Origin of the sequence: Brevibacillus jepli (assembly GCF_047229145.1) — a bacterium.
Classification (GTDB): domain Bacteria; phylum Bacillota; class Bacilli; order Brevibacillales; family Brevibacillaceae; genus Brevibacillus.
The window spans coordinates 192,600-212,059 of the sequence record NZ_JBFEFW010000001.1 but is presented as its reverse complement, the minus strand read 5'-3'; the positions used below and the strand labels follow the sequence as shown (position 1 = coordinate 212,059).

Genomic DNA, 19,460 nt, shown 5'->3' with positions numbered 1-19,460 from the left:
CAAAAAGATTAATTTCGACAGGGATTTTTCATCCAAACTAGGAAAAAAGACCCTGCCAGCACAGATTCTGGCAAGGTCGATCTCTACGATATATTACTTTCCATGGAAGGACGTGGAAGACGAACCTCACGAGGCTTGCTTCCCTCATAGGGACCTACCACACCCTGCGCTTCCATCATATCGATCAAACGTGCCGCTCTGGTATATCCGACACGCAGACGACGTTGCAGCAAGGAAGCGGATGCCGTCTGTGCTTCAGACACGATTTGTACAGCTTGATCGTACAGCTCATCATCTACGACTGGCTGCTGTTCCTCCTGCACTTCACCCGGGATCATCTCTTCATTGTAGCGTACTTCTTGCTGTTCTTTTACAAAACGTACAACCTCTTCGACTTCCTTATCGGATACAAAGGCTCCTTGAACGCGAATCGGCTTGGACGCTCCCATCGGCAGTGAAAGCATATCGCCTCTACCCAGCAGCTTTTCTGCGCCGCCCATATCCAAGATGGTTCTGGAGTCGGCCATCGAAGACACACCGAAAGCAATTCGGGATGGAATGTTCGCCTTGATCACACCCGTAATGACATCTACAGAAGGTCGTTGCGTCGCAATAATTAAATGAATACCGGAAGCACGTGCCATTTGTGCGAGTCGACAAATCGCATCCTCAACTTCTCCAGGCGCTACCATCATCAAGTCCGCCAGCTCATCGACAATGACGACGATATAGGGAAGAGGCGTTCCTTCCACTTGAGCGTTGTACATCTCGATATTGCGGCTGCCCGTTTTTGCAAACAGATTGTATCGGCGCTCCATCTCGGAAACAACTTTTTTCAATGCAACAGATGCTCTTCTCGGATCCGTTACAACTGGAGCCAGCAAATGGGGGATTCCGTTGTACACATTCAGCTCTACCATTTTGGGGTCAACCATCATGAGCTTGACTTCTTCTGGTTTTGCCTTGAACAAAATACTCATGATCAATCCGTTAATACATACGGACTTTCCGCTTCCCGTTGCGCCAGCCACGAGCAAATGGGGCATTTTAGTCAAATCGGCAACGATTGGCTCTCCAGAAATATCTCGGCCAAGTGCTACGGTTAGCTTTCCTGGTGCATCCTGATACTCAGGGGCTTCCAACACTTCTCTGAGTGATACAACTGCAACCTCTGAATTCGGAACCTCGATGCCAATCGCTGATTTTCCTGGAATCGGGGCCTCAATTCGAATATCTTTTGCAGCCAGTGCCAATGCAAGGTCATCCGTCAAGCTGACAATCCTGCTCACTTTTACTCCTGTAGCGGGCTGTACCTCGTATCGTGTAACTGCTGGCCCCCGATGAACTTCGGAGACAGTCGCATTTACACCGAAGCTTTTTAATGTCTGTACTAATTTGGCTGCGTTGGAGGTATGATCGACTTCTTTTCCCGTTGAGCTTGCTCGTGGCCTAGCGAGCATTTGCAAATTTGGGAGCTCGTAAGGTACCGCTAGCTGTTCTTCCGCTCTGTCCAAGGTACCGAAGATTTCTTCTTCCCCTTCCAACGCAAACGTAATTTCTTGGTTCGTTTTCGGTTGTGTTGCTCTGGATTGATTTACAGGTACACCAGGTGTTTCATCCTCTTCAAGCGCAATCCGATCCGTGAAATCACGAATGAGCGGGACATTCGGTTGTTGGTTTTCTTCATCCGCTACAGTTGGCTTGGCTTTTTGTTCCTGCAAAGCGGAAACAGCGATTGCCTCGTGATCAGCCTCAGATTGCTTTTGCTTGCGTGCCTCCTCGGCTTCCTTCGCTTCTTTCTTTCGCTTCTCGCTCTCCTCTTGCAAAAGCTGTACAGAGTCCTTCACTGTATCCTTTGCCTTCCCGTAAAACAAAGCGAGCTTGTCCTTGGCAAACATCAAAATGTTTACGTAGGAAAGGTTGAACAGAAACATCAATCCAACGAGGAACAGGAACACAATTACGAGACCTGTACCAATTGCACCAACGAGCCCATTCGTCACTGCAAAAAATAGAGCGCCTACCATCCCGCCGCCTACTCCAGTGGTGGACACCCTTTGGCTATGATCCAGCCAGATTCTGTCCCACGTGACTCGAATGATACTTTGCTCAGCAAACTTTCCATCTGCCGTAATTTGTTTGTACAGAATCATGTGATCCCAAGTTAAAATCGCCACGCCAATTAAAGCGATTCCCAGTACGCGGTAAGTAAGCTTCGGTGATTTTCTTGTAAACATCATATGTATGGCCATACCGATTAGCAGCACAGGAATGATGAAATCCCATGAGCCCGCAATAAACCGAAATAAAAGTGCCAGTACATTTTTGCCCAGCCATCCACTCTCCAAAAGCCCGATCAACGATAGCACGATGATGAGAAGTCCCAGCAGCTCTATCTTGACAACTGAGGCCAATGCCGCTTGTGAACGCTCTTTTTTTCTCCTACTCAATGGCACGCCTCCTCCTCGTTATTCCACTCGTTATGCACCATAACTGTAAAAAAGGCAGCCGTCGTGTGTTCGGCTGCTGTTCGTACATAACTAGTATAACACAGGAAATTCATAGAAATACAGGACTTCTTAGGCTAGCCATTCGGGTTGAAACTGAATTTTTTGTCCGGGAGCGTACTGCTCCTTCAGGTAGTCTTGCGGATCTGGACTAATCAGCCTGACGATCTTTCCTTCAAACGGTCCAGTCTGCTCGATCAGCATCGTCGCATGACCGAATGCAATCTCTTTCAGCTCCTGTTTTTCCACTTGCTCCATGTTCTCAAAAACCGTTTCCATCGGGATGATGGAGTATAAAATCATTGGAGTACACTCTCCTCGCCTTTTTGCGCTTTGATCAGTTCGTTTAACTTTTTCAGCGCACTTCCAAGGCCGCCGACCTCATCAATCAATCCGTATTTGACCGCATCTACACCGATCACATTCGTACCGATATCACGTGTCAGTTCACCGGTTCTGGTCATCAGCTCACGGAATTTTTCTTCGGATACATTAGAATGTCGTGAAATGAAGCTCACTACACGGTCTTGCATTTTATCCAAGTACTCAAACGTTTGGGGAACACCGATCACAAGACCCGTCAAGCGGATCGGGTGAATCGTCATCGTGGCGGTCTCTGCAATAAATGAATACGATCCGGCTACGGCAATCGGTACACCGATACTATGACCACCACCTAGTACGAGCGTGACTACTGGCTTGGACAAGGACGACACCATTTCTGCAATCGCCAAGCCCGCTTCTACATCCCCGCCAACCGTATTCAAAATAACGAGAACGCCCTCTATTTTACTGTTTTGTTCAGCTGCAACCAACTGGGGAATAAGGTGCTCGTATTTGGTCGTCTTATTTTGAGGAGGGAGCTGAATATGCCCTTCTACTTGTCCGATGATCGTCATACAATAAATATTGCTTTCGAGCTGCGGGACATTTGTCTGCCCCAGTTGCGTGATGGAATCGAGCAGTTTTTTCTTAGGATCTTCCTGTGCAGGTGTTTCTCCTGGAGGTGAAGCTGCTGGCTCCTGATCCTCCGTTGGTGATTGTGGTGGCTGGGATTCCTTACTATTCATCGCAGCACTTGCAAAAGGCGGCCTATTTAAAAAATCGCTAAATTGTTGATTCGACATGGATGATCCTCCCTCACTTTCCTCTGTAGTATGGATAGGGAGAGGAAAAATCATGCGCCACTCCAACCAAAAAAAGCCAGAAATCCTTCTGCGAAGGGATTTCCAGCTCTTCTTAACGTGATCCTACACTTCCATAATAATGGGCAAGATCATTGGACGTCTGCGTGTTTGCTCGTACAGATAACGGCCTAATGACTCTTTTACATTATTTTTCAGAGAAGACCATTCATTTACATTTTCTTCCATGCATTTGACAAGTGTTTGGGTCACTATGCGATTTGCCTCATCCAGCAGCTCTTCGGATTCACGTACATAGACGAAACCGCGAGAAATGATGTCTGGACCTGACAAAATCGTGCCATTTTGTTTGCTGAGTGTAACAACAACTACCAGTATGCCATCTTGTGACAGTAATTTGCGATCTCTAAGTACGATGTTTCCTACATCACCAACACCCAAGCCGTCAATCAAAACATTACCAGCATGGACTTTTCCACCGTAACGGGCTTTACCTCCTGCGAATTCAACCGTATCGCCGTTATCCAGCAAGAACGTGTTTTCTTCAGGAATTCCAACCTGTTCCGCAAGAAGGGCATGTGTTTTCAACATGCGGTACTCACCGTGAACGGGAATAAAGTACTTAGGCTTCATTAAGTTTAGCATCAGACGCAATTCTTCTTGGCTACCATGACCGGAGACGTGGACGGTTCCGTTAGGTCCATGGCCACCATAAATGACGTCTGCACCGATGCGCGATAATTGATCAATCGTACGCGCCACGTATTTTTCATTCCCGGGAATCGGGGTTGCTGCGATAATTACGGTATCTCCTGGAAGGATGTCAATTTTCCGATGGGCGGATCGGGCCATCCGAGTGAGCGCAGACATAGGCTCTCCTTGGCTTCCAGTTGATAAAATAACGACTTGTTCAGCATTCAGCTTGTTGATTTCATCGATCTCAACAATCAAGCCCTCAGGAACCAATAAATACCCTAAGTCTCTGCTGATGTTTATGACATTTTGCATGCTCCGGCCGACAACCGTCAACTTGCGGTTAAACTGTGCTGCTGCGTCCACCACTTGTTGAATACGGTGAACGTTCGATGCAAAAGTAGAAACGACAATACGTCCAGATGCTTTGCTGAACACATCCATGAGTGCTTTTCCCACTGAGCGTTCCGATCCGGTAAATCCAGGCCGTTCTGCATTCGTACTGTCAGAGAGCAAGCACAAAACGCCGCGGTCGCCTATCATCGCCATTTTTGCTAAATCAGCTACCTGGTTGTTAACAGGCGTTTGATCGAACTTGAAGTCTCCTGTATGGACGATGTAGCCTTCTGGCGTATCCAGGCATACCCCTACACAATCCGGGATGCTGTGGTTTACACGGAAGAAGGTTGCCTTCATCTTACCAAGGACGACTTCCGAGTCGCTGTTGATCAATACGCGCTTTGTTTCGTTTAGGATGCCCGCTTCTTTCAATTTTGCATCAATCAGACCAAGGGTAAGTTTTGTCGCATAAACCGGGACTTTCAAATGCTTCAGCACGTAGCTGAGGCCGCCGATGTGGTCTTCGTGTCCATGCGTAATAATAATACCCCGAACCTTGTCGCGATGTTCCTCCAAGTAGGTGATATCCGGAATAACCATATCAATCCCCAGCATTTCCTCTTCCGGGAATTTCAATCCGGCATCAATCACTACGATGTCGTCACCGCTTTGTACCACGTACATATTCTTCCCAATTTCGCCGACTCCGCCCAGGGCGAAAACGAGAACAGAGTGATTCGTCTTTGCCAAAACGTGTAACCTCCTATATTTAGTTGTCATGTCCACTCAAAAAAACCGCCCCAAATCACTTGTTCTTATTATACCCGAAGTGAAAACCTGAACACAAGGAAAAAGAGCCATCCCGGGCAGGAATGGCTCTTGATCTTCTATGGAGTTAAACAAAACGGTCAAGACCGATTTGTTTACCGCAAGCGGCACATCTACTTTCATGAAAAACATCGAGATGTTTTTCACAGAAACAGCGAATGCACGAATGCTTTTTCTTCTTCGTTCAGTTCCACTAAAGGCAGGCGAACACCACCTGTTTGAACCCCGAGCTTTTCTAATGCGACCTTGGTTGGTCCTGGGCTCGGGTAAGCAAACAAACCTTCAAAAACTGGCAGCAGCTTGCGGTGAAGCCTTGCTGCTTCTGCATGATTCCCCGCAAAGAACGCGTCGATCATTTCGGTCATTGGGCGGCCAACTACGTGACTGGCCACACTGACAATCCCTACACCACCAATAGACAGTACTGGCAAGGTTAATCCATCATCTCCGCTATACAGCTCAAAGCCCTCTGGCGCATGCTCAATAATTTTTGCCATTTGAGATAAATTGCCAGATGCTTCCTTCACGCAAACGACATTTGGCAGTTCAGCCAGACGCAGGGTGGTTTCCGCCGTCATATTGACGACAGTTCTTCCTGGTACATTGTAGAGCATAACTGGCAACTCTGTAGAGTCAGCCAACGCTTTAAAATGTGCGTAGAGCCCTTCCTGTGACGGTCTGCTGTAGTAAGGCGCAACGAGCATCACAGCGTCTACACCAGTGGATTGTGCCGCTTGGGTGAACTCAATACTCGCAGCCGTGTCATTGCTCCCTGTTCCTGCTATGACGTGGCATCTTCCGTTTGCATAGGAAACCACATGACGGAAAAGGTCGAGCTTTTCTGTGCGAGACAAGGTCGGAGATTCTCCAGTTGTACCACTGACGACAATCCCCGTGGTGCCATTTGCGATCAAATGGTCAATCAATCGTTCTGTTTTATCATAATCGATTTGAAGTTGATCATTAAAAGGCGTTACCATTGCGGTAAGCAGTCTTCCGAATCGTGCCACTAACTCTCCAACTCCTCTTGTCGTGATCAATAGGTATCTAGGGTTAGGATATGTCCTGCCTACATGTGTTGAATATGCAGGTTAAACTGCTGATGAAGGGCACGAACCGCCTTCACCATATCCATTTCATGCACAAGTACCCAGATGGTTGTATGGGAGTCAGCCGATTGGAGGATTTGAATGTCTTCTTGCGTGAGAGCCTCCACGATTCGCGCCATAACGCCGGGTACGCCCGTCATTCCCGCACCAATCACGGACACTTTTGCGCAGTGCGGTAACAGCAGTGGCTCATAACCCATTTCGGTTAACAAGCGAGCAGCTTTTTCTCCCATTTCATCGTGCACCGTGTAAGCCACACCCAATGGATTCACATTGATGAAATCTACACTGATGTTATTGGTTGCCATCGTTTTGAAGACTTGTAGCTGTGTATCGTATGACCCTTCTTTGTTCGCGACCTTGATCTGGGTAATATTCGGGACATGTGCAATTCCCATCACGACCCTGTCGTGTACAGTGTAGCCCATTTTCCCGATCTCCAGCATGGTCGTAACAAGTGTACCGGGGTCGTCCGAAAACGTAGAGCGAACACGAATCGGCACGTTTGCCTGCATCGCGATCTCCACCGCTCTTGGATGAATGACTTTTGCACCCAGGTGAGCCATGTTGCAAATTTCCGTGTACGTTACCATGCCGAGCGGCTGCGCTTCCTCAACGATACGCGGGTCCGCCGTCATAATGCCTTCCACGTCGGTGAAAATATCCACCATATCAGCCTTCAAGGCGACACCTAGAGCGGTTGCAGTTGTATCGCTCCCGCCCCGTCCTAGTGTCGTAATTTCCCATTCAGCTGTACGTCCCTGAAACCCTGGAACGATCACAACTTGACTTGTCTGCAAGTCATGCAATAGGCGACTTGGATCGATTGACATGATTTGTGCATTCGTAAAATCGTCGCTCGTCACGATATTTGCCTGACCGCCCGTCAAAATCGTTGCTTTTATCCCACGTGCATTCAGCATGCTGCACATGATTGTTGCAGAAATAATTTCTCCGGTATGCATCAGCATATCCATTTCTCGACTTGGCAGTTGGTTCCCATTCGCCCGAACCAACTGCAAAAGTGTATCGGTTGCGTATGGATCACCTTTACGACCCATTGCCGATACGACAACGACGAGGGCATAGCCCTCATCTATTGCTTTTTCCATGTGGTAGATTGCCCGCATCCGGCAATCTTCCGTCGTCAAGGAAGAACCACCGAACTTCTGGACGAGAATCTTCACTAACCTCTCCCCTATGCTCTTGCTTTGATGAGTTCTTCAGCAATTTGTACTGTATTCCATGCTGCACCTTTGAGAAGATTGTCAGAAACGATCCACATATGCAGTCCACGAGGATGATGGAGATCACGACGCACCCGGCCCACAAATACATCCAGTTTGCCTGTTGCCTCAGTAGCGAGCGGATACTGCTGTTCCCCCGGCACATCTACTAACACGACACCAGGAGCGTTTTCCAGCAGAGCTATTACTTCTGCCAGATCGTAATCTTGTTTCAGCTCTACATATACCGATTCACTATGGCCGTAAACCACTGGAATACGGACGCAAGTGGCTGAAACATGTACAGTGTCATCACCGAAGATTTTTTTGGTCTCATTGACCATTTTCATTTCTTCATAAGTAAAACCATTGTCGGTGAACACATCAATCTGCGGAATCGCGTTGTAAGCAATCTGATGATGTACGGGCAATTTGCCTACTGGAAGTACGTTACACTGCGGTTCCTTCCCGTCCAAAATGTCTCGACTCTGGTCGAGCAATTCATTGATCGCAGATTGACCTGCACCAGATACTGCCTGGTAAGTAGAAACGATAATTCGGTCTATACCAAAACGATCATACAAGGGTTTCAGAGCGGCAACCATCTGAATCGTAGAGCAATTCGGATTCGCAATGATTCCTTTATTCGCGAGCGCAGCATCCATGTTTACTTCTGGCACAACGAGAGGAACTTCCGGGTCCATACGAAACGCGCTGGTATTGTCAATTACGACAGCACCATGACGCACTGCGTGATGAGCCAGTTCCTTACTGACCGATCCGCCAGCACTAAACAAGGCAAAATCAATTCCTGCAAAACTGTCAGGAGTTGCCTCTTCCAGCACAATTTCTTGTCCCTTGAACGTTACTGTTTTACCAGCAGAACGTCCAGAAGCAAGCAGCTTAAGTTGTTTGATTGGAAAGTTGCGCTTTTCTAATAGTTGAATCATTTGCTGTCCGACTGCACCAGTCGCACCGACTACAGCAACATTGAAAGTCAGTTGGTTTGCCATCTCTTACTCTCCTCCTAATCGCGAAAAAGCAGGTTAATTGTTTTTTCTGTAGTCTTATTAGTAGTTAAATCTCTCAATGAGCAAGGGTTGCAATTGTCGACCTTCCAAAGCTGCTTCGCACGTCTCCAATAGGAGATCCATACGAGCCACAAGCGAGTTCGGCTTTTTATCCGGAGCATCCTGCCCGAACGGCACGAAATACATGTTTTTCGCAGCCAACAGCTTGGCAATATTGGCTGCATTTAATCCCAGACCATCATTGGTGGAAATGGCGATCACAACGGGTCGCAGATTACGCATCGTCGCTTTTGCCGCCATCAGTACGGCACTATCGGTAATGGCATTTGCCAGTCGACTCGTCGTACTGCCCGTGCAGGGTGCAATCAGCATGACATCCAACAGCTTAGAAGGCCCTAACGGCTCTGCCTGAGGAATCGTTGAAATCAGCTCTTCCCCTGTCAGTTCTTTTATTTGTTGTTGCCAGCCTTGAGAAGTACCGAAGCGCGTATCCGTGGTCATGATCGTATTTGAAACAATCGGTACCACCCTAGCTCCAGCCTCCACAAATCGCTTAATTTGCGGCATTGTTTCTTCAAAGGTGCAATGCGATCCAGACAAACCAAATCCAATGGTCTTTCCCTGTAGCTTACTCATGTTGCATCCCCTCCTGGAGCTTTCCTTTGATCCGCAATAAGACGAGACAATGTTTGGGCTAAAATTTGTCCTGCGGTTTTAGGTGCAACGATTCCAGGTAATCCGGGAGCAAGAAGAGCCTTGATGCCTCGTCTTTCAGCGTAACGAAAATCTGTTCCTCCTGGCTTGGAGGCAAGATCAAGAATAAACGCCGATTGAGGCATTTGAGCGATAACTTCTGCCGTGAGTAATAATTGCGGGATGGTATTAAAAATGAAATCAGCATTCGTAACCTGTTTCCTTACTTCGCTTATATGGAAGGGAGTCAATCCCATCTCATAAATGCGTGCCAAGTGTTCCTGACGCCTAGCCCCCACTCTTACGCGAGCTCCCAATGCATGCAATGCCCGAGCCATAGACAAACCTGTTCGGCCCAATCCCAAGACAATTGACTGTGATCCATGAATGGTGATATCCGTATTTTGAATGGCCATCATTAACGCTCCCTCTACCGTAGGGATAGAGTTATAGATAGCTACGTCATCACGATCCAACAGCTCCACGAGAGGAATCTTTGTGGTAGCCAACAGCTTTTTCAGATAAGGCTTAGCCATTCCCGTGTAAACCACGCAATGACTGGGCAGACTCGCCACATGTTCTTCTAGCAATTGCAGTTGTTTGGAGCAGAAAATACTTTCCACGTATCCTTGGTCATCGGTCCCTACGATGGGTAGGATGAGGGCGTCCACGTCTTTCAACACATCGCATGTTAATAGTTTCTTCGTTGCCCCTGTAAAATTGCTTTCCAGGTTGTCGAAGCCAACTAACGTGACGCTAGCATCCAGTTGTATGCATCGCTTAATGACTTCCAACTGGCGAGCGTCTCCGCCGATGAAGGCAACATGTATGCCCGTTAGCATGCTGCGTTCCCCTTTCCACACATTTTACTGCATCAAATGATCGGAACGCAAAGGTTTTCCTCTTGGAAAAGTTGACGGAAATCCATGCGGTCTACCCCCATCCTATTCCGTTCCTGCTACTTCGGTGACAGTGGCGCCTACTTTTGAGAAGCTTGTGCCTCAGGCGAATGTAGCTGGATGATGACCATATCCGGGCCAATTTTCACAATAGAGCTCCACGGAATAACCAAGTCCTCGCGCTTCTTTCCAAACCCAAAGAAACTGCCTCCTGGCAAGATAATGGACTGAATCGAGCCGTTTTCCGGATGGATCACTAAATCGGAATCACTGATGACACCCATTTTCTCCCCGTTGTCCAGACCGATGATCTCTTTTCCGCCCAACTCACTTAAGCGCATGGAGAAGCCCCCTTTGTCCTTCGATTTACTGTTGATATACGCAAAAAAATCCGGGCTATGCCGGATTTTTGCTATCAGGTATGCTGCATTTTTAAGGTTATAACAAAATGTCGTTCTTCACGTTGGCAGGGAAGCCGTCTAGCGGGCTCACCATCGCCATAGCCATTTTGGAACGGAACAACTGTTGCGCCACTGCCAACACGGATTCGTGCGAAACACGGTCAATTTTGGCGATGATCTCATCCAAGCTGAGGTGACGACCCAACAAAAGTTCATTTTTGCCAAGTCGACTCATGCGGCTATTCGTGCTCTCCAAGCTTAGCATCAAGCTTCCCTTTAGCTGCTCTTTTCCTTTGTTCAGCTCTTTGTCCGTGATTCCATGATCTGCTACATCGCGCAGGACGTTGGATACAATGTCAAAAACCTGTCCAACTTGCTCTGGTGCTGTTCCTGTATAAATATGGAACGTACCCGCTTCTTTATAGGAAGAATGATAGGAATAAACCGAGTATGCAAGGCCGCGTTCCTCTCGAATCTCTTGGAAAAGACGAGAGCTCATGCTGCCACCCAAAACGTTGTTCAAAAGAATCAAGGAATACACTTCAGGATGTCCTACTTTAAAGCCTGGTAGAGACAGGCATAGATGCGCTTGCTCTGTCGCCTTATGATGCGCGATAACGTTCCCCGCAAAATCCGGAGTTGCCAAGGTCGGCATGCTGCCTGGGCGCGAGAAAGCTTGAAAGCGCTTTTTAATATCTTCAATCAAACTGTCTTCAAAGTTACCTGCTACGGTAATCACCGTGTTCGTCGGCAAGTAATGCTGATCGATATACGCGAGCAAATCGTCACGCTTTAAGCTGCGCAGGACATCTTCCGTCCCCAAAATCGAATACCCGAGCGGGTGAGTGCTGTGCGAAGCGCGCGCAATCAAATCATGCACAAGATCATCTGGCGTGTCTTCATACATGCTAATCTCTTCAATGACGACGTTCTTTTCCTTTTCCAGCTCATCTGCATCAAATACGGAGTTGAAGTACATATCGGAAAGAACATCGAGAGCAATTGGGGCGTGCTGGTCTAACACTCTCGCATAGTAGCAAGTGTACTCCTTCGAGGTAAAGGCGTTCACATTTCCGCCAATCTCATCAAAGGTTTCAGCGATTTCCTTCGCGGAACGAGTCGTCGTCCCTTTAAAGAACATATGCTCGAGAAAATGGGAGATCCCGTTATTTTTCTCATTTTCATATTTCGAACCGGTCCCTACCCAGATGCCTAATGCAACAGAGCGAACGGACGGAATCCGTTCCGTCACGATTCTAAGACCGTTATCACACGTATGACGTTGTATCACGTAAATCCTCCTCGGCTGTTCATCTGTCTCTATCCGCAAACTCGGGGAATTTCTTTGTAAACACGTCTAACTATAGCAAACTTCCTTTGTCTCCACAATAAATGAACATGTTTTCGGGCTACGGTAATCGGCGGCTGGATATGACCTCGGATACTGTCGTCGGTTGCAGCCCCTTTTGCTTAGCAATCGTTAAAAGTTGATCCAGGCTTGCCTCGGAGGTAGAAGTAGGATGCATGAGAACGAGTACCCCATTCCCCATCAAGCGGCTTATTTTCTTAATTACATAAGCTGGTGAGGGCTTTTGCCAGTCTACCGTATCTGCTGTCCATAGAATAGTCTTCATTTGATAGGACGAATGCGCAATTTGTACGACGCGTTGATTAAAAGCGCCGGATGGTGGCGCAAACAGTGTAGGTTTCACTTCTAACGTTTTGAAAATGACATCTTGTGTTCGACTGATTTCTTGATGAATCCGCTGTGACCCCAATGTATTCATATCTGGATGGGAATACGCATGATTACCAATCTCATGACCACGTGCCAAGATCTTTTTGGCTTCCTCCGGGTAGCGTTTTACCCAAGAGCCATCCAGAAAGAAGGTCGTCTTCACTTTATGCTTATCCAGTGTATCCAGCATCGAATCGAGATACTCATTTCCCCACGCCACGTTGATCATAAAAGAAATAGCCGGCTTATTTGGGTTGCCTCGATAAATAGGCTGTGTCCCCAATTGCTCAAGCGAAACAGCCGGAGGTACTTCCTTGTATACGAGCAAATCTGGACTGGATGCGCCCACAGCCAGCATTTTATTGAGTGACGCTTCTACATCGACTACACGGCCATTGTAGCCAGGGATCGCTTTCCACGTCGCATCTAGGACGGCATCTATCGGCTGTTCCTCTCTGCCATCTTTCCACTGCTCTATTTGTGCTCGTAAACGTGCTTTTTCGTCTTCCTTGATATCTGCACTTACGACTTGGACCTTTTTCATCGTGCTAATGTAGTGATGAATAGGCTGATAATTTAAGAGAACGATCAGCACTGCTCCATAAGCGACTATGAACCAAAGTCTCCTCGTTCTATTCGTCATTAGGGCGCCGTCCTCCTCTATTGTCGTACGAGTCTCTCTTGTCCAATGTATGAGTAGAACGGACGACTTAGACATATGAAAGACGAGGATTCGCGCACAAAAGAAAAAAGCTTCCGTACACGAATTTCTTCGAGTGACGAAGCCTTTTGTTTTTCTTTATTCAGGTTGCGCTGGCGTTTCAGCAGCTTGTGCAGCAGCAGCTTGCTCTTTCAAAACTGCTTTGCGAGAGAGATTGACACGACCTTGGTCGTCGATCTCAGTCACTTTCACTTGTACTTTATCACCAACTGCGACAACATCTTCTGTTTTGGCTACACGCTCTTCAGCCAGTTGGGAGATGTGGCACAAGCCTTCCTTGCCTGCGAACAATTCGATGAACGCACCATACTTCTCTACGCGTTTCACTGTACCCAGGTAAACCTGACCAACAGCTACTTCACGAACCAGATCTTCAATGATTTGTTTCGCGCGCAGATTCGCTTCGTGATTAATGGATGCGATGAAGACTCGTCCATCTTGCTCGATGTCGATTTTTACGCCGGTTTCTTCGATAATCTTATTAATGACACGACCTTGTGGACCAATTACATCGCGAATTTTCTCCGGATTGATCGTCATGGTCATGATTTTTGGTGCATAAGGAGACAGCTCTTTACGCGGTTCGGAAATCGTGCTCATCATATGCTTCAGGATGTGCAGACGACCTTCACGCGCCTGTTCCAAGGCCAGCTCTAAAATCTCACGGTTAATACCGGAAATTTTGATGTCCATTTGGATCGCAGTTACGCCTGCTTCCGTACCAGCTACCTTGAAATCCATATCTCCCAAATGGTCTTCCATCCCTTGAATATCAGTCAGGATCGAGAAAGATTGTTCATCTTTGCTCATAATCAAGCCCATCGCAATTCCTGCTACTGGTGCTTTGATCGGTACACCTGCATCCATCAAGGCAAGTACGCTTGCGCAAATCGACGCTTGCGATGTGGAACCATTGGATTCAATCACTTCGGATACGAGACGAATCGTATAAGGGAACTCGACCTCAGAAGGAATGATCGGCTCAATTGCACGCTCACCTAATGCACCATGTCCGATTTCTCGACGCCCTGGAGGACGCAATGGACGGGCTTCACCCACGCTATATGGCGGGAAATTGTAGTGATGCATGAAACGCTTCGATTCTTCCAGACCGAGACCGTCCAGAATTTGAACATCTCCCAGCGCTCCCAATGTGCAAACGCTCAGCGCTTGTGTTTGGCCGCGTGTAAACATAGCGGAACCATGTGTACGAGAGAGAATCGTTGTCTCACTGGACAGCGGACGAATTTCACCAAGAGCTCGTCCATCTGGACGGACCTTTTCTTCTGTAATCAGACGGCGAACTTCATCCTTGACGATATTCCCAAGCACTTCGCTAATCATTTTCTCCTGCTCTGGATAAGCTTCCGGATCCTTGGCAGCAAAATGCTCTTTTGTTTCTGCTTTGATATCGTCAATAGCATCGTAGCGCGCTTGCTTTTCTTCGATACGAACTGCTTCTTTCAAACGTGCTTCCGCATAAGCGCGCACTGCTTGATCGATTTCAGGATCAACCTCATGGAGGATGACTTCCATCTTCGGTTTGCCGATTTCTGCTACGATCATGTTTTGGAATTCTACCAGTTGCTGAATAACCTCATGACCTGCCATGATGGCTTCGAGCATAACTGCTTCCGGTACTTGATCTGCGGCAGCTTCTACCATGTTAATCGCTTTGTGCGTACCTGCTACAGTCAGGTGAATATCGCTTTTCTCCGCTTGTGCTACTGTAGGGTTGATGACAAACTCACCGTCGATACGTCCTACGATAACGCCTGCAATCGGTCCTTCAAAAGGAATCTCCGAAACGCATAGCGCTGCAGAAGTACCGATCATCGCAGCGATTTCTGGTGAGCAGTCTTGATCCACAGACAGAACCGTATTCACGATTTGTACATCGTTACGGAATCCTTCTGCAAAAAGAGGGCGGACAGGGCGGTCAATCAAGCGGCTAGCCAAAATCGCTTTTTCGCTTGGTCGTCCTTCTCTTTTAATAAAACCGCCAGGGATTTTCCCAACCGCATAGAGACGTTCCTCATAGTTGACAGTCAATGGAAAGAAATCAAGTGGTTTTGGTTCCTTCGAGACTGTAACTGCGGACAGGATTGCTGTATCGCCGTAACGAACCAAGACCGAACCATGCGCCTGTTTAGCCATTTTGCCAAATTCCAGGGTCAGTTTTCGGCCTGCCAGTTCGAAGTCATATGTACGGTATTGTTGCTCCATGATGCTAGCAGTCCTCCTTCACAACAATGTGCATTTCACACTTTGTTTTCTACCTATATGTATTATTTCCTGCCATCGTAAAAATTAAATGGGTACCTTTGGCAGTCGTTCTAGATAATAAAAAAAGCTTCTTTTGTGAAGCTAATTTAATCAGACAAATTGTTACCAAGCCTTTTTACTCGTTTCGGATGGGCTTAGCGCATTTCTACGCTAAACCCTCCTACACGATAGAAAAAGCGGGCAGAACCCGCTTTTTACAAAACGCTGATTAGCGGCGCAGACCCAGACGGTCTACTACCGAACGATAGCGTTGAACATCTGCTTCACGCAGGTATGTCAACAGGTTACGACGTTGACCAACCATTTTCAAGAGACCACGACGGCTGTGGTGATCTTTCTTGTGCGTACGCAAGTGTCCGTTCAGATTGTTAATGTTTTCGGTCAAGATAGCGATTTGCACTTCCGGGGAACCGGTGTCGTTCTCATGAGTACGGAACTCTTGAATCAGTTGAGTTTTACGTTCTTGAGTCAATGCCATCATGACTCACCTCCTAATTTTTTATACCGTTTGCCGAGTCTGCCGTCGGTGAGCATCGGACAGCCAAGCTACGGTTATCTGTACAACGTTTTGAATTATAGCATACCATTTTGTGAAAAGCAAAGAGAATCCTTTACGAGATTCCCTCTGCGAATTTTTGTTTCGCCGTCTGCACATCTCGTCCAATTTGCGCGATGAGTGCATCGACTCCAGCAAATTTTTGTTCCTCCCGAATGTAGAAAAGGAACTCTACTTCTACTTCTTTGTCATAGATTTCACCAGAGAACTCAAAGATGTGCACTTCTAGTGACTTTTCTTTTTTCTCCAATTCAAATGTAGGCTTGATCCCCACATTCATGACACCATAGTAGCTTTGTTCATCTACGGTAAATCGAACGCCGTAGACGCCATTCTTTCCAATCAAATACGGCTCGCTCACTTGGACGTTAGCGGTAGGAAATCCAATGGTACGACCTCGTTTATCGCCATGCACGACTGTCCCGCGCACCTTGTAAGGACGTCCGAGCAGATGCCTAACTTGTTCAACATCCCCATGATGAAGATATTCACGGATGATTGTACTGCTCACTTTTTCACCCAAACGATTAACCGGACCAACGATGTCGAGCCCATAACGACCCTTGCTCATTTCTTGCAAGGTATGGGCAGTCCCCATCCCGCGATAACCAAAAGTGTAGTCAAAGCCAACGACAACATGGCGGCATTCCAATGGGAGAATGCACTCCGCGATGAAATCTTCTGGATAAATAGCCGCAAAGCTAATATCGAACTTCATCACATACGTGGTGTCTACGCCCATCTTTTCAAATTGCTCGAGCTTGTCAGCAAGTGGTGTCAAATAGCGGGTATAACCGCTTTGCCCCAATACTTCTCGAGGATGCGGATCAAAGGTCACTACCGTACTTTGCCATCCGTTTGCTTTCGCTGTATCAATCGCCTTTTGGATTACACGGCGATGCCCAATATGTACACCATCAAAGTACCCCAGTGCAATCGCACAAGGATTCGCTTGCAGGTCAGACGGAAACGGGTATGTCAGGTAGATCGTTTTCACGGATTACACCTCGGCTGGAAAGACTTTTTCTGGTTTGGCGAAAAGTCCTTTGTCTCCACGGCACACGCGATGGATGCCAAGTAATTCTTCCCCGGCAAACAAGCATATCAAGCTTCCTTCCTCTGCAGTTACTCCAGGAAGCGCTGTCGCTAGTCCATTGCGCACTGCTTTGGTTCGTTCTGGCTTCACCTGATAAGATGGTAAGAAGGAGATTGCCTGAGGGATGGAGACCAAGTGTCGGGAAATGTCTTCCCCGCTTGCAGCCTGTTCTTCAATCTGCTGGAGTGGGATTGCCTCTTGCTCCAAGAACGGGCCGCTTTTTATTCGCCGCAACAGCTTCATATGGGCAGGATAACCCAGAGCGCGTCCGAGGTCAACACATAAGGTGCGCATGTATGTGCCTTTGGAGCAAGTGCACGTGAATGCAACATCGACAGTGTCCCCATCCACGCTGATCTCATGAAGTGTCAGTTCATACAGGTTCACTTTCCGTGGCTGCCGTTCGATCACAGTACCTTCGCGAGCCAGGTCATACAGCCGCTTGCCGTTTACCTTTACCGCAGAAAACATAGGAGGTACCTGCTCCATCTCGCCTAAAAAGGACTCCAGCAGTGCTTGGATACGCTCCGTAGTAATCGACGCTACATCTACAGTCGCCTGTTCCACTACTTCACCAGAAGCATCTTCTGTCGTTGTAGTCGAGCCAAGACGCATGACGACATCGTAGCGTTTTGGCAGCTCTTGCAAATATTCCACTAGCCTTGTTGCGTGTCCCACACAAATCGGGAGTACACCGGTAACATCTGGATCAAGTGTACCTGTATGACCTACTTTTTTTGTTCCATACAATCGACGAATACGCGCTACACAATCATGGGAAGTCATACCAGCTGGTTTGTCGATAACCAGCACGCCGTTCACGTTACTCATCGAATTTCACTCCTACTGCATCTTCCAGCACAGTCCATACTTTTTGCTGTACCTCTGAAAGTGTTCCTTTGATCGTGCATCCAGCTGCTTTTGCATGACCACCGCCACCGAGCTCTTTGGCTATGATCGCTACGTCAACCCGGTCACGAGCACGCATGCTCACTTTGACGATTCCCGGTTCAGCTTCTACAAAAGAAACGCCGACCTCTACCCCTTCAATGTTGCGGCAGTAATTCACCAATCCACCTGCATCTTCTCGCTCGGCACCCACTTCAGCAAAATCAGCTGCAGAAACAGTGATGGATGCAACCAGATTTTGATGGGACAATTGCAACGTTTGCAGAGCACGACGCAATACTTTTACATGAGCAAAAGTGATTTCCTCCAAGCAACGCTCTGCTACATCGCCAGGCTTCACACCGTACCCAAGCAATCGAGCAGCGATTTCCATGACGCGCGGCGATGTATTGGAATAGCGGAATCCACCTGTATCCGTCAGAAGACCGGTATAAATACATAACGCGAGCTCTTCGTTGAAACAAACCCCTGATGCTTCAGCGACATCAAACAAAATTTCGGCTGTCGCGGCAGCATCTGGTCGAACCAGGTTAACCGTTCCAAACTGATCGTTGGTCGGGTGGTGATCGATATTCAGCAAGGCAGCTCCAGACGCAAATAAAGACCGTACATCGCCCATCCGCGACTCATCCGCGCAGTCTACGGCGATAACGGCCCCGAACGTTTCGTTCAGCGGTTGTTTGCGCAGGTTATAAAGACGGTCAAACCGCGGCAAGAAGTTGAACTTGATCGGTGTCTCCCCTTCATTTACAACCACATACTCTTTTCCAAGCTGCTCTAGCATGAGCACGACTCCCAATGCAGACCCTGTAGCATCACCGTCAGGATTAACATGTGAAAGAACCAGGAAGCGGTCGTGCTCCTGCATAAACCGAGCCGCTTCCTCCACTGCTATATGATTAGGATTCATCCTGTTTCTCTCCTTCGGTGGAGATTTCCCGCAGGATTGATTCAATTTTGCTTCCGTAGTCAATAGACTCGTCCAGCTTGAATACAAAATCAGGAATGTGGCGCAGCTTCACGCGTTTCCCGATCTCCGTACGCAAATAACCTTTTGCTTTTGTCAAACCAGCAAGAGAAGCTTTGCGTTCTTCCTCACTACCGAAAATGCTGACAAATACCTTTGCCAATTGCAGGTCACTGCTTACCTCTACATCCGTTACGGTTACAAAACCGACACGAGGATCTTTGAGTCCACGCTGCAATACGAGGCTCAGTTCTTTTTTGATTTCTTCACCTACGCGGCTAATCCGTGTTTTATTCATCGATTTTCACCTCCGCTG

Annotated in this window: 18 protein-coding genes; all 18 read right to left on the bottom strand. The window is 47.7% G+C overall.

Annotated elements, in window-relative coordinates:
- Positions 1-83: 83 nt before the first annotated feature.
- The 18 genes from AB1L17_RS01110 to rbfA all read right to left on the bottom strand — a co-directional run bounded on the left by AB1L17_RS01110 (position 84) and on the right by rbfA (position 19,442).
- On the bottom strand, positions 84-2,456 hold the full coding sequence (locus AB1L17_RS01110) for an FtsK/SpoIIIE family DNA translocase (RefSeq protein ID WP_412843089.1): 2,373 nt from the start codon (positions 2,454-2,456) through the stop codon (positions 84-86).
- A 123-nt stretch (positions 2,457-2,579) separates the two neighbouring features.
- The gene (locus tag AB1L17_RS01105) at positions 2,580-2,810 is read right to left on the bottom strand and encodes a YlzJ-like family protein (protein ID WP_412843090.1); all 231 of its coding nucleotides are present in this window, start codon (positions 2,808-2,810) and stop codon (positions 2,580-2,582) included.
- Positions 2,807-3,634: a ClpP family protease gene (locus AB1L17_RS01100; protein ID WP_412843091.1), complete on the bottom strand. Its 828-nt coding sequence runs from the start codon at positions 3,632-3,634 to the stop codon at positions 2,807-2,809. The genes AB1L17_RS01105 and AB1L17_RS01100 overlap by 4 nt, the downstream gene beginning before the upstream one ends.
- Before the next feature lie 123 nt (positions 3,635-3,757).
- The gene (locus AB1L17_RS01095) at positions 3,758-5,464 is read right to left on the bottom strand and encodes a ribonuclease J (protein ID WP_412848857.1); all 1,707 of its coding nucleotides are present in this window, start codon (positions 5,462-5,464) and stop codon (positions 3,758-3,760) included.
- Between the two features lie 191 nt (positions 5,465-5,655).
- Positions 5,656-6,522: a 4-hydroxy-tetrahydrodipicolinate synthase gene (dapA, locus tag AB1L17_RS01090; RefSeq protein WP_412843093.1), complete on the bottom strand. Its 867-nt coding sequence runs from the start codon at positions 6,520-6,522 to the stop codon at positions 5,656-5,658.
- 59 nt (positions 6,523-6,581) lie between these two features.
- A complete protein-coding gene (gene dapG / locus AB1L17_RS01085; RefSeq protein ID WP_412843094.1) occupies positions 6,582-7,808 on the bottom strand; it encodes an aspartate kinase in 1,227 nt (408 codons plus the stop codon).
- An 11-nt stretch (positions 7,809-7,819) separates the two neighbouring features.
- The gene (locus tag AB1L17_RS01080) at positions 7,820-8,860 is read right to left on the bottom strand and encodes an aspartate-semialdehyde dehydrogenase (protein ID WP_412843095.1); all 1,041 of its coding nucleotides are present in this window, start codon (positions 8,858-8,860) and stop codon (positions 7,820-7,822) included.
- 57 nt (positions 8,861-8,917) lie between these two features.
- Positions 8,918-9,514, bottom strand: coding sequence for a dipicolinate synthase subunit B (locus AB1L17_RS01075; RefSeq protein WP_412843096.1), 597 nt, complete (start codon positions 9,512-9,514; stop codon positions 8,918-8,920).
- Complete coding sequence (gene dpsA / locus AB1L17_RS01070) at positions 9,511-10,413, bottom strand: dipicolinate synthase subunit DpsA (RefSeq protein ID WP_412843097.1); 903 nt, start codon at positions 10,411-10,413, stop codon at positions 9,511-9,513. Before dpsA ends, AB1L17_RS01075 begins: the two co-directional genes overlap by 4 nt.
- Positions 10,414-10,550: 137 nt before the next feature.
- The gene (locus AB1L17_RS01065) at positions 10,551-10,811 is read right to left on the bottom strand and encodes a YlmC/YmxH family sporulation protein (protein ID WP_412843098.1); all 261 of its coding nucleotides are present in this window, start codon (positions 10,809-10,811) and stop codon (positions 10,551-10,553) included.
- Between the two features lie 97 nt (positions 10,812-10,908).
- Entirely contained in the window at positions 10,909-12,162 is a 1,254-nt protein-coding gene (locus AB1L17_RS01060) for a M16 family metallopeptidase (protein WP_412843099.1), read from the bottom strand.
- A 118-nt stretch (positions 12,163-12,280) separates the two neighbouring features.
- Positions 12,281-13,252: a polysaccharide deacetylase family protein gene (locus AB1L17_RS01055; protein ID WP_412843100.1), complete on the bottom strand. Its 972-nt coding sequence runs from the start codon at positions 13,250-13,252 to the stop codon at positions 12,281-12,283.
- Positions 13,253-13,408: 156 nt separating this feature from the next.
- The gene (gene pnp / locus AB1L17_RS01050; RefSeq protein ID WP_412843101.1) at positions 13,409-15,556 is read right to left on the bottom strand and encodes a polyribonucleotide nucleotidyltransferase; all 2,148 of its coding nucleotides are present in this window, start codon (positions 15,554-15,556) and stop codon (positions 13,409-13,411) included.
- A 268-nt stretch (positions 15,557-15,824) separates the two neighbouring features.
- On the bottom strand, positions 15,825-16,094 hold the full coding sequence (gene rpsO, locus AB1L17_RS01045) for a 30S ribosomal protein S15 (RefSeq protein ID WP_015891708.1): 270 nt from the start codon (positions 16,092-16,094) through the stop codon (positions 15,825-15,827).
- 133 nt (positions 16,095-16,227) lie between these two features.
- Positions 16,228-17,169 carry a bifunctional riboflavin kinase/FAD synthetase gene (locus AB1L17_RS01040; RefSeq protein WP_412843102.1) on the bottom strand — a complete coding sequence of 314 codons (942 nt, stop codon included), beginning with the start codon at positions 17,167-17,169 and terminating at the stop codon, positions 16,228-16,230.
- Positions 17,170-17,172: 3 nt separating this feature from the next.
- Entirely contained in the window at positions 17,173-18,099 is a 927-nt protein-coding gene (truB, locus tag AB1L17_RS01035; RefSeq protein ID WP_412843103.1) for a tRNA pseudouridine(55) synthase TruB, read from the bottom strand.
- Positions 18,092-19,087, bottom strand: a complete 996-nt coding sequence (locus AB1L17_RS01030; RefSeq protein WP_412843104.1) for a DHH family phosphoesterase — start codon at positions 19,085-19,087, stop codon at positions 18,092-18,094. The genes truB and AB1L17_RS01030 overlap by 8 nt, the downstream gene beginning before the upstream one ends.
- On the bottom strand, positions 19,077-19,442 hold the full coding sequence (rbfA, locus tag AB1L17_RS01025; RefSeq protein WP_007719226.1) for a 30S ribosome-binding factor RbfA: 366 nt from the start codon (positions 19,440-19,442) through the stop codon (positions 19,077-19,079). Before rbfA ends, AB1L17_RS01030 begins: the two co-directional genes overlap by 11 nt.
- Between the last annotated feature and the right edge of the window lie 18 nt (positions 19,443-19,460).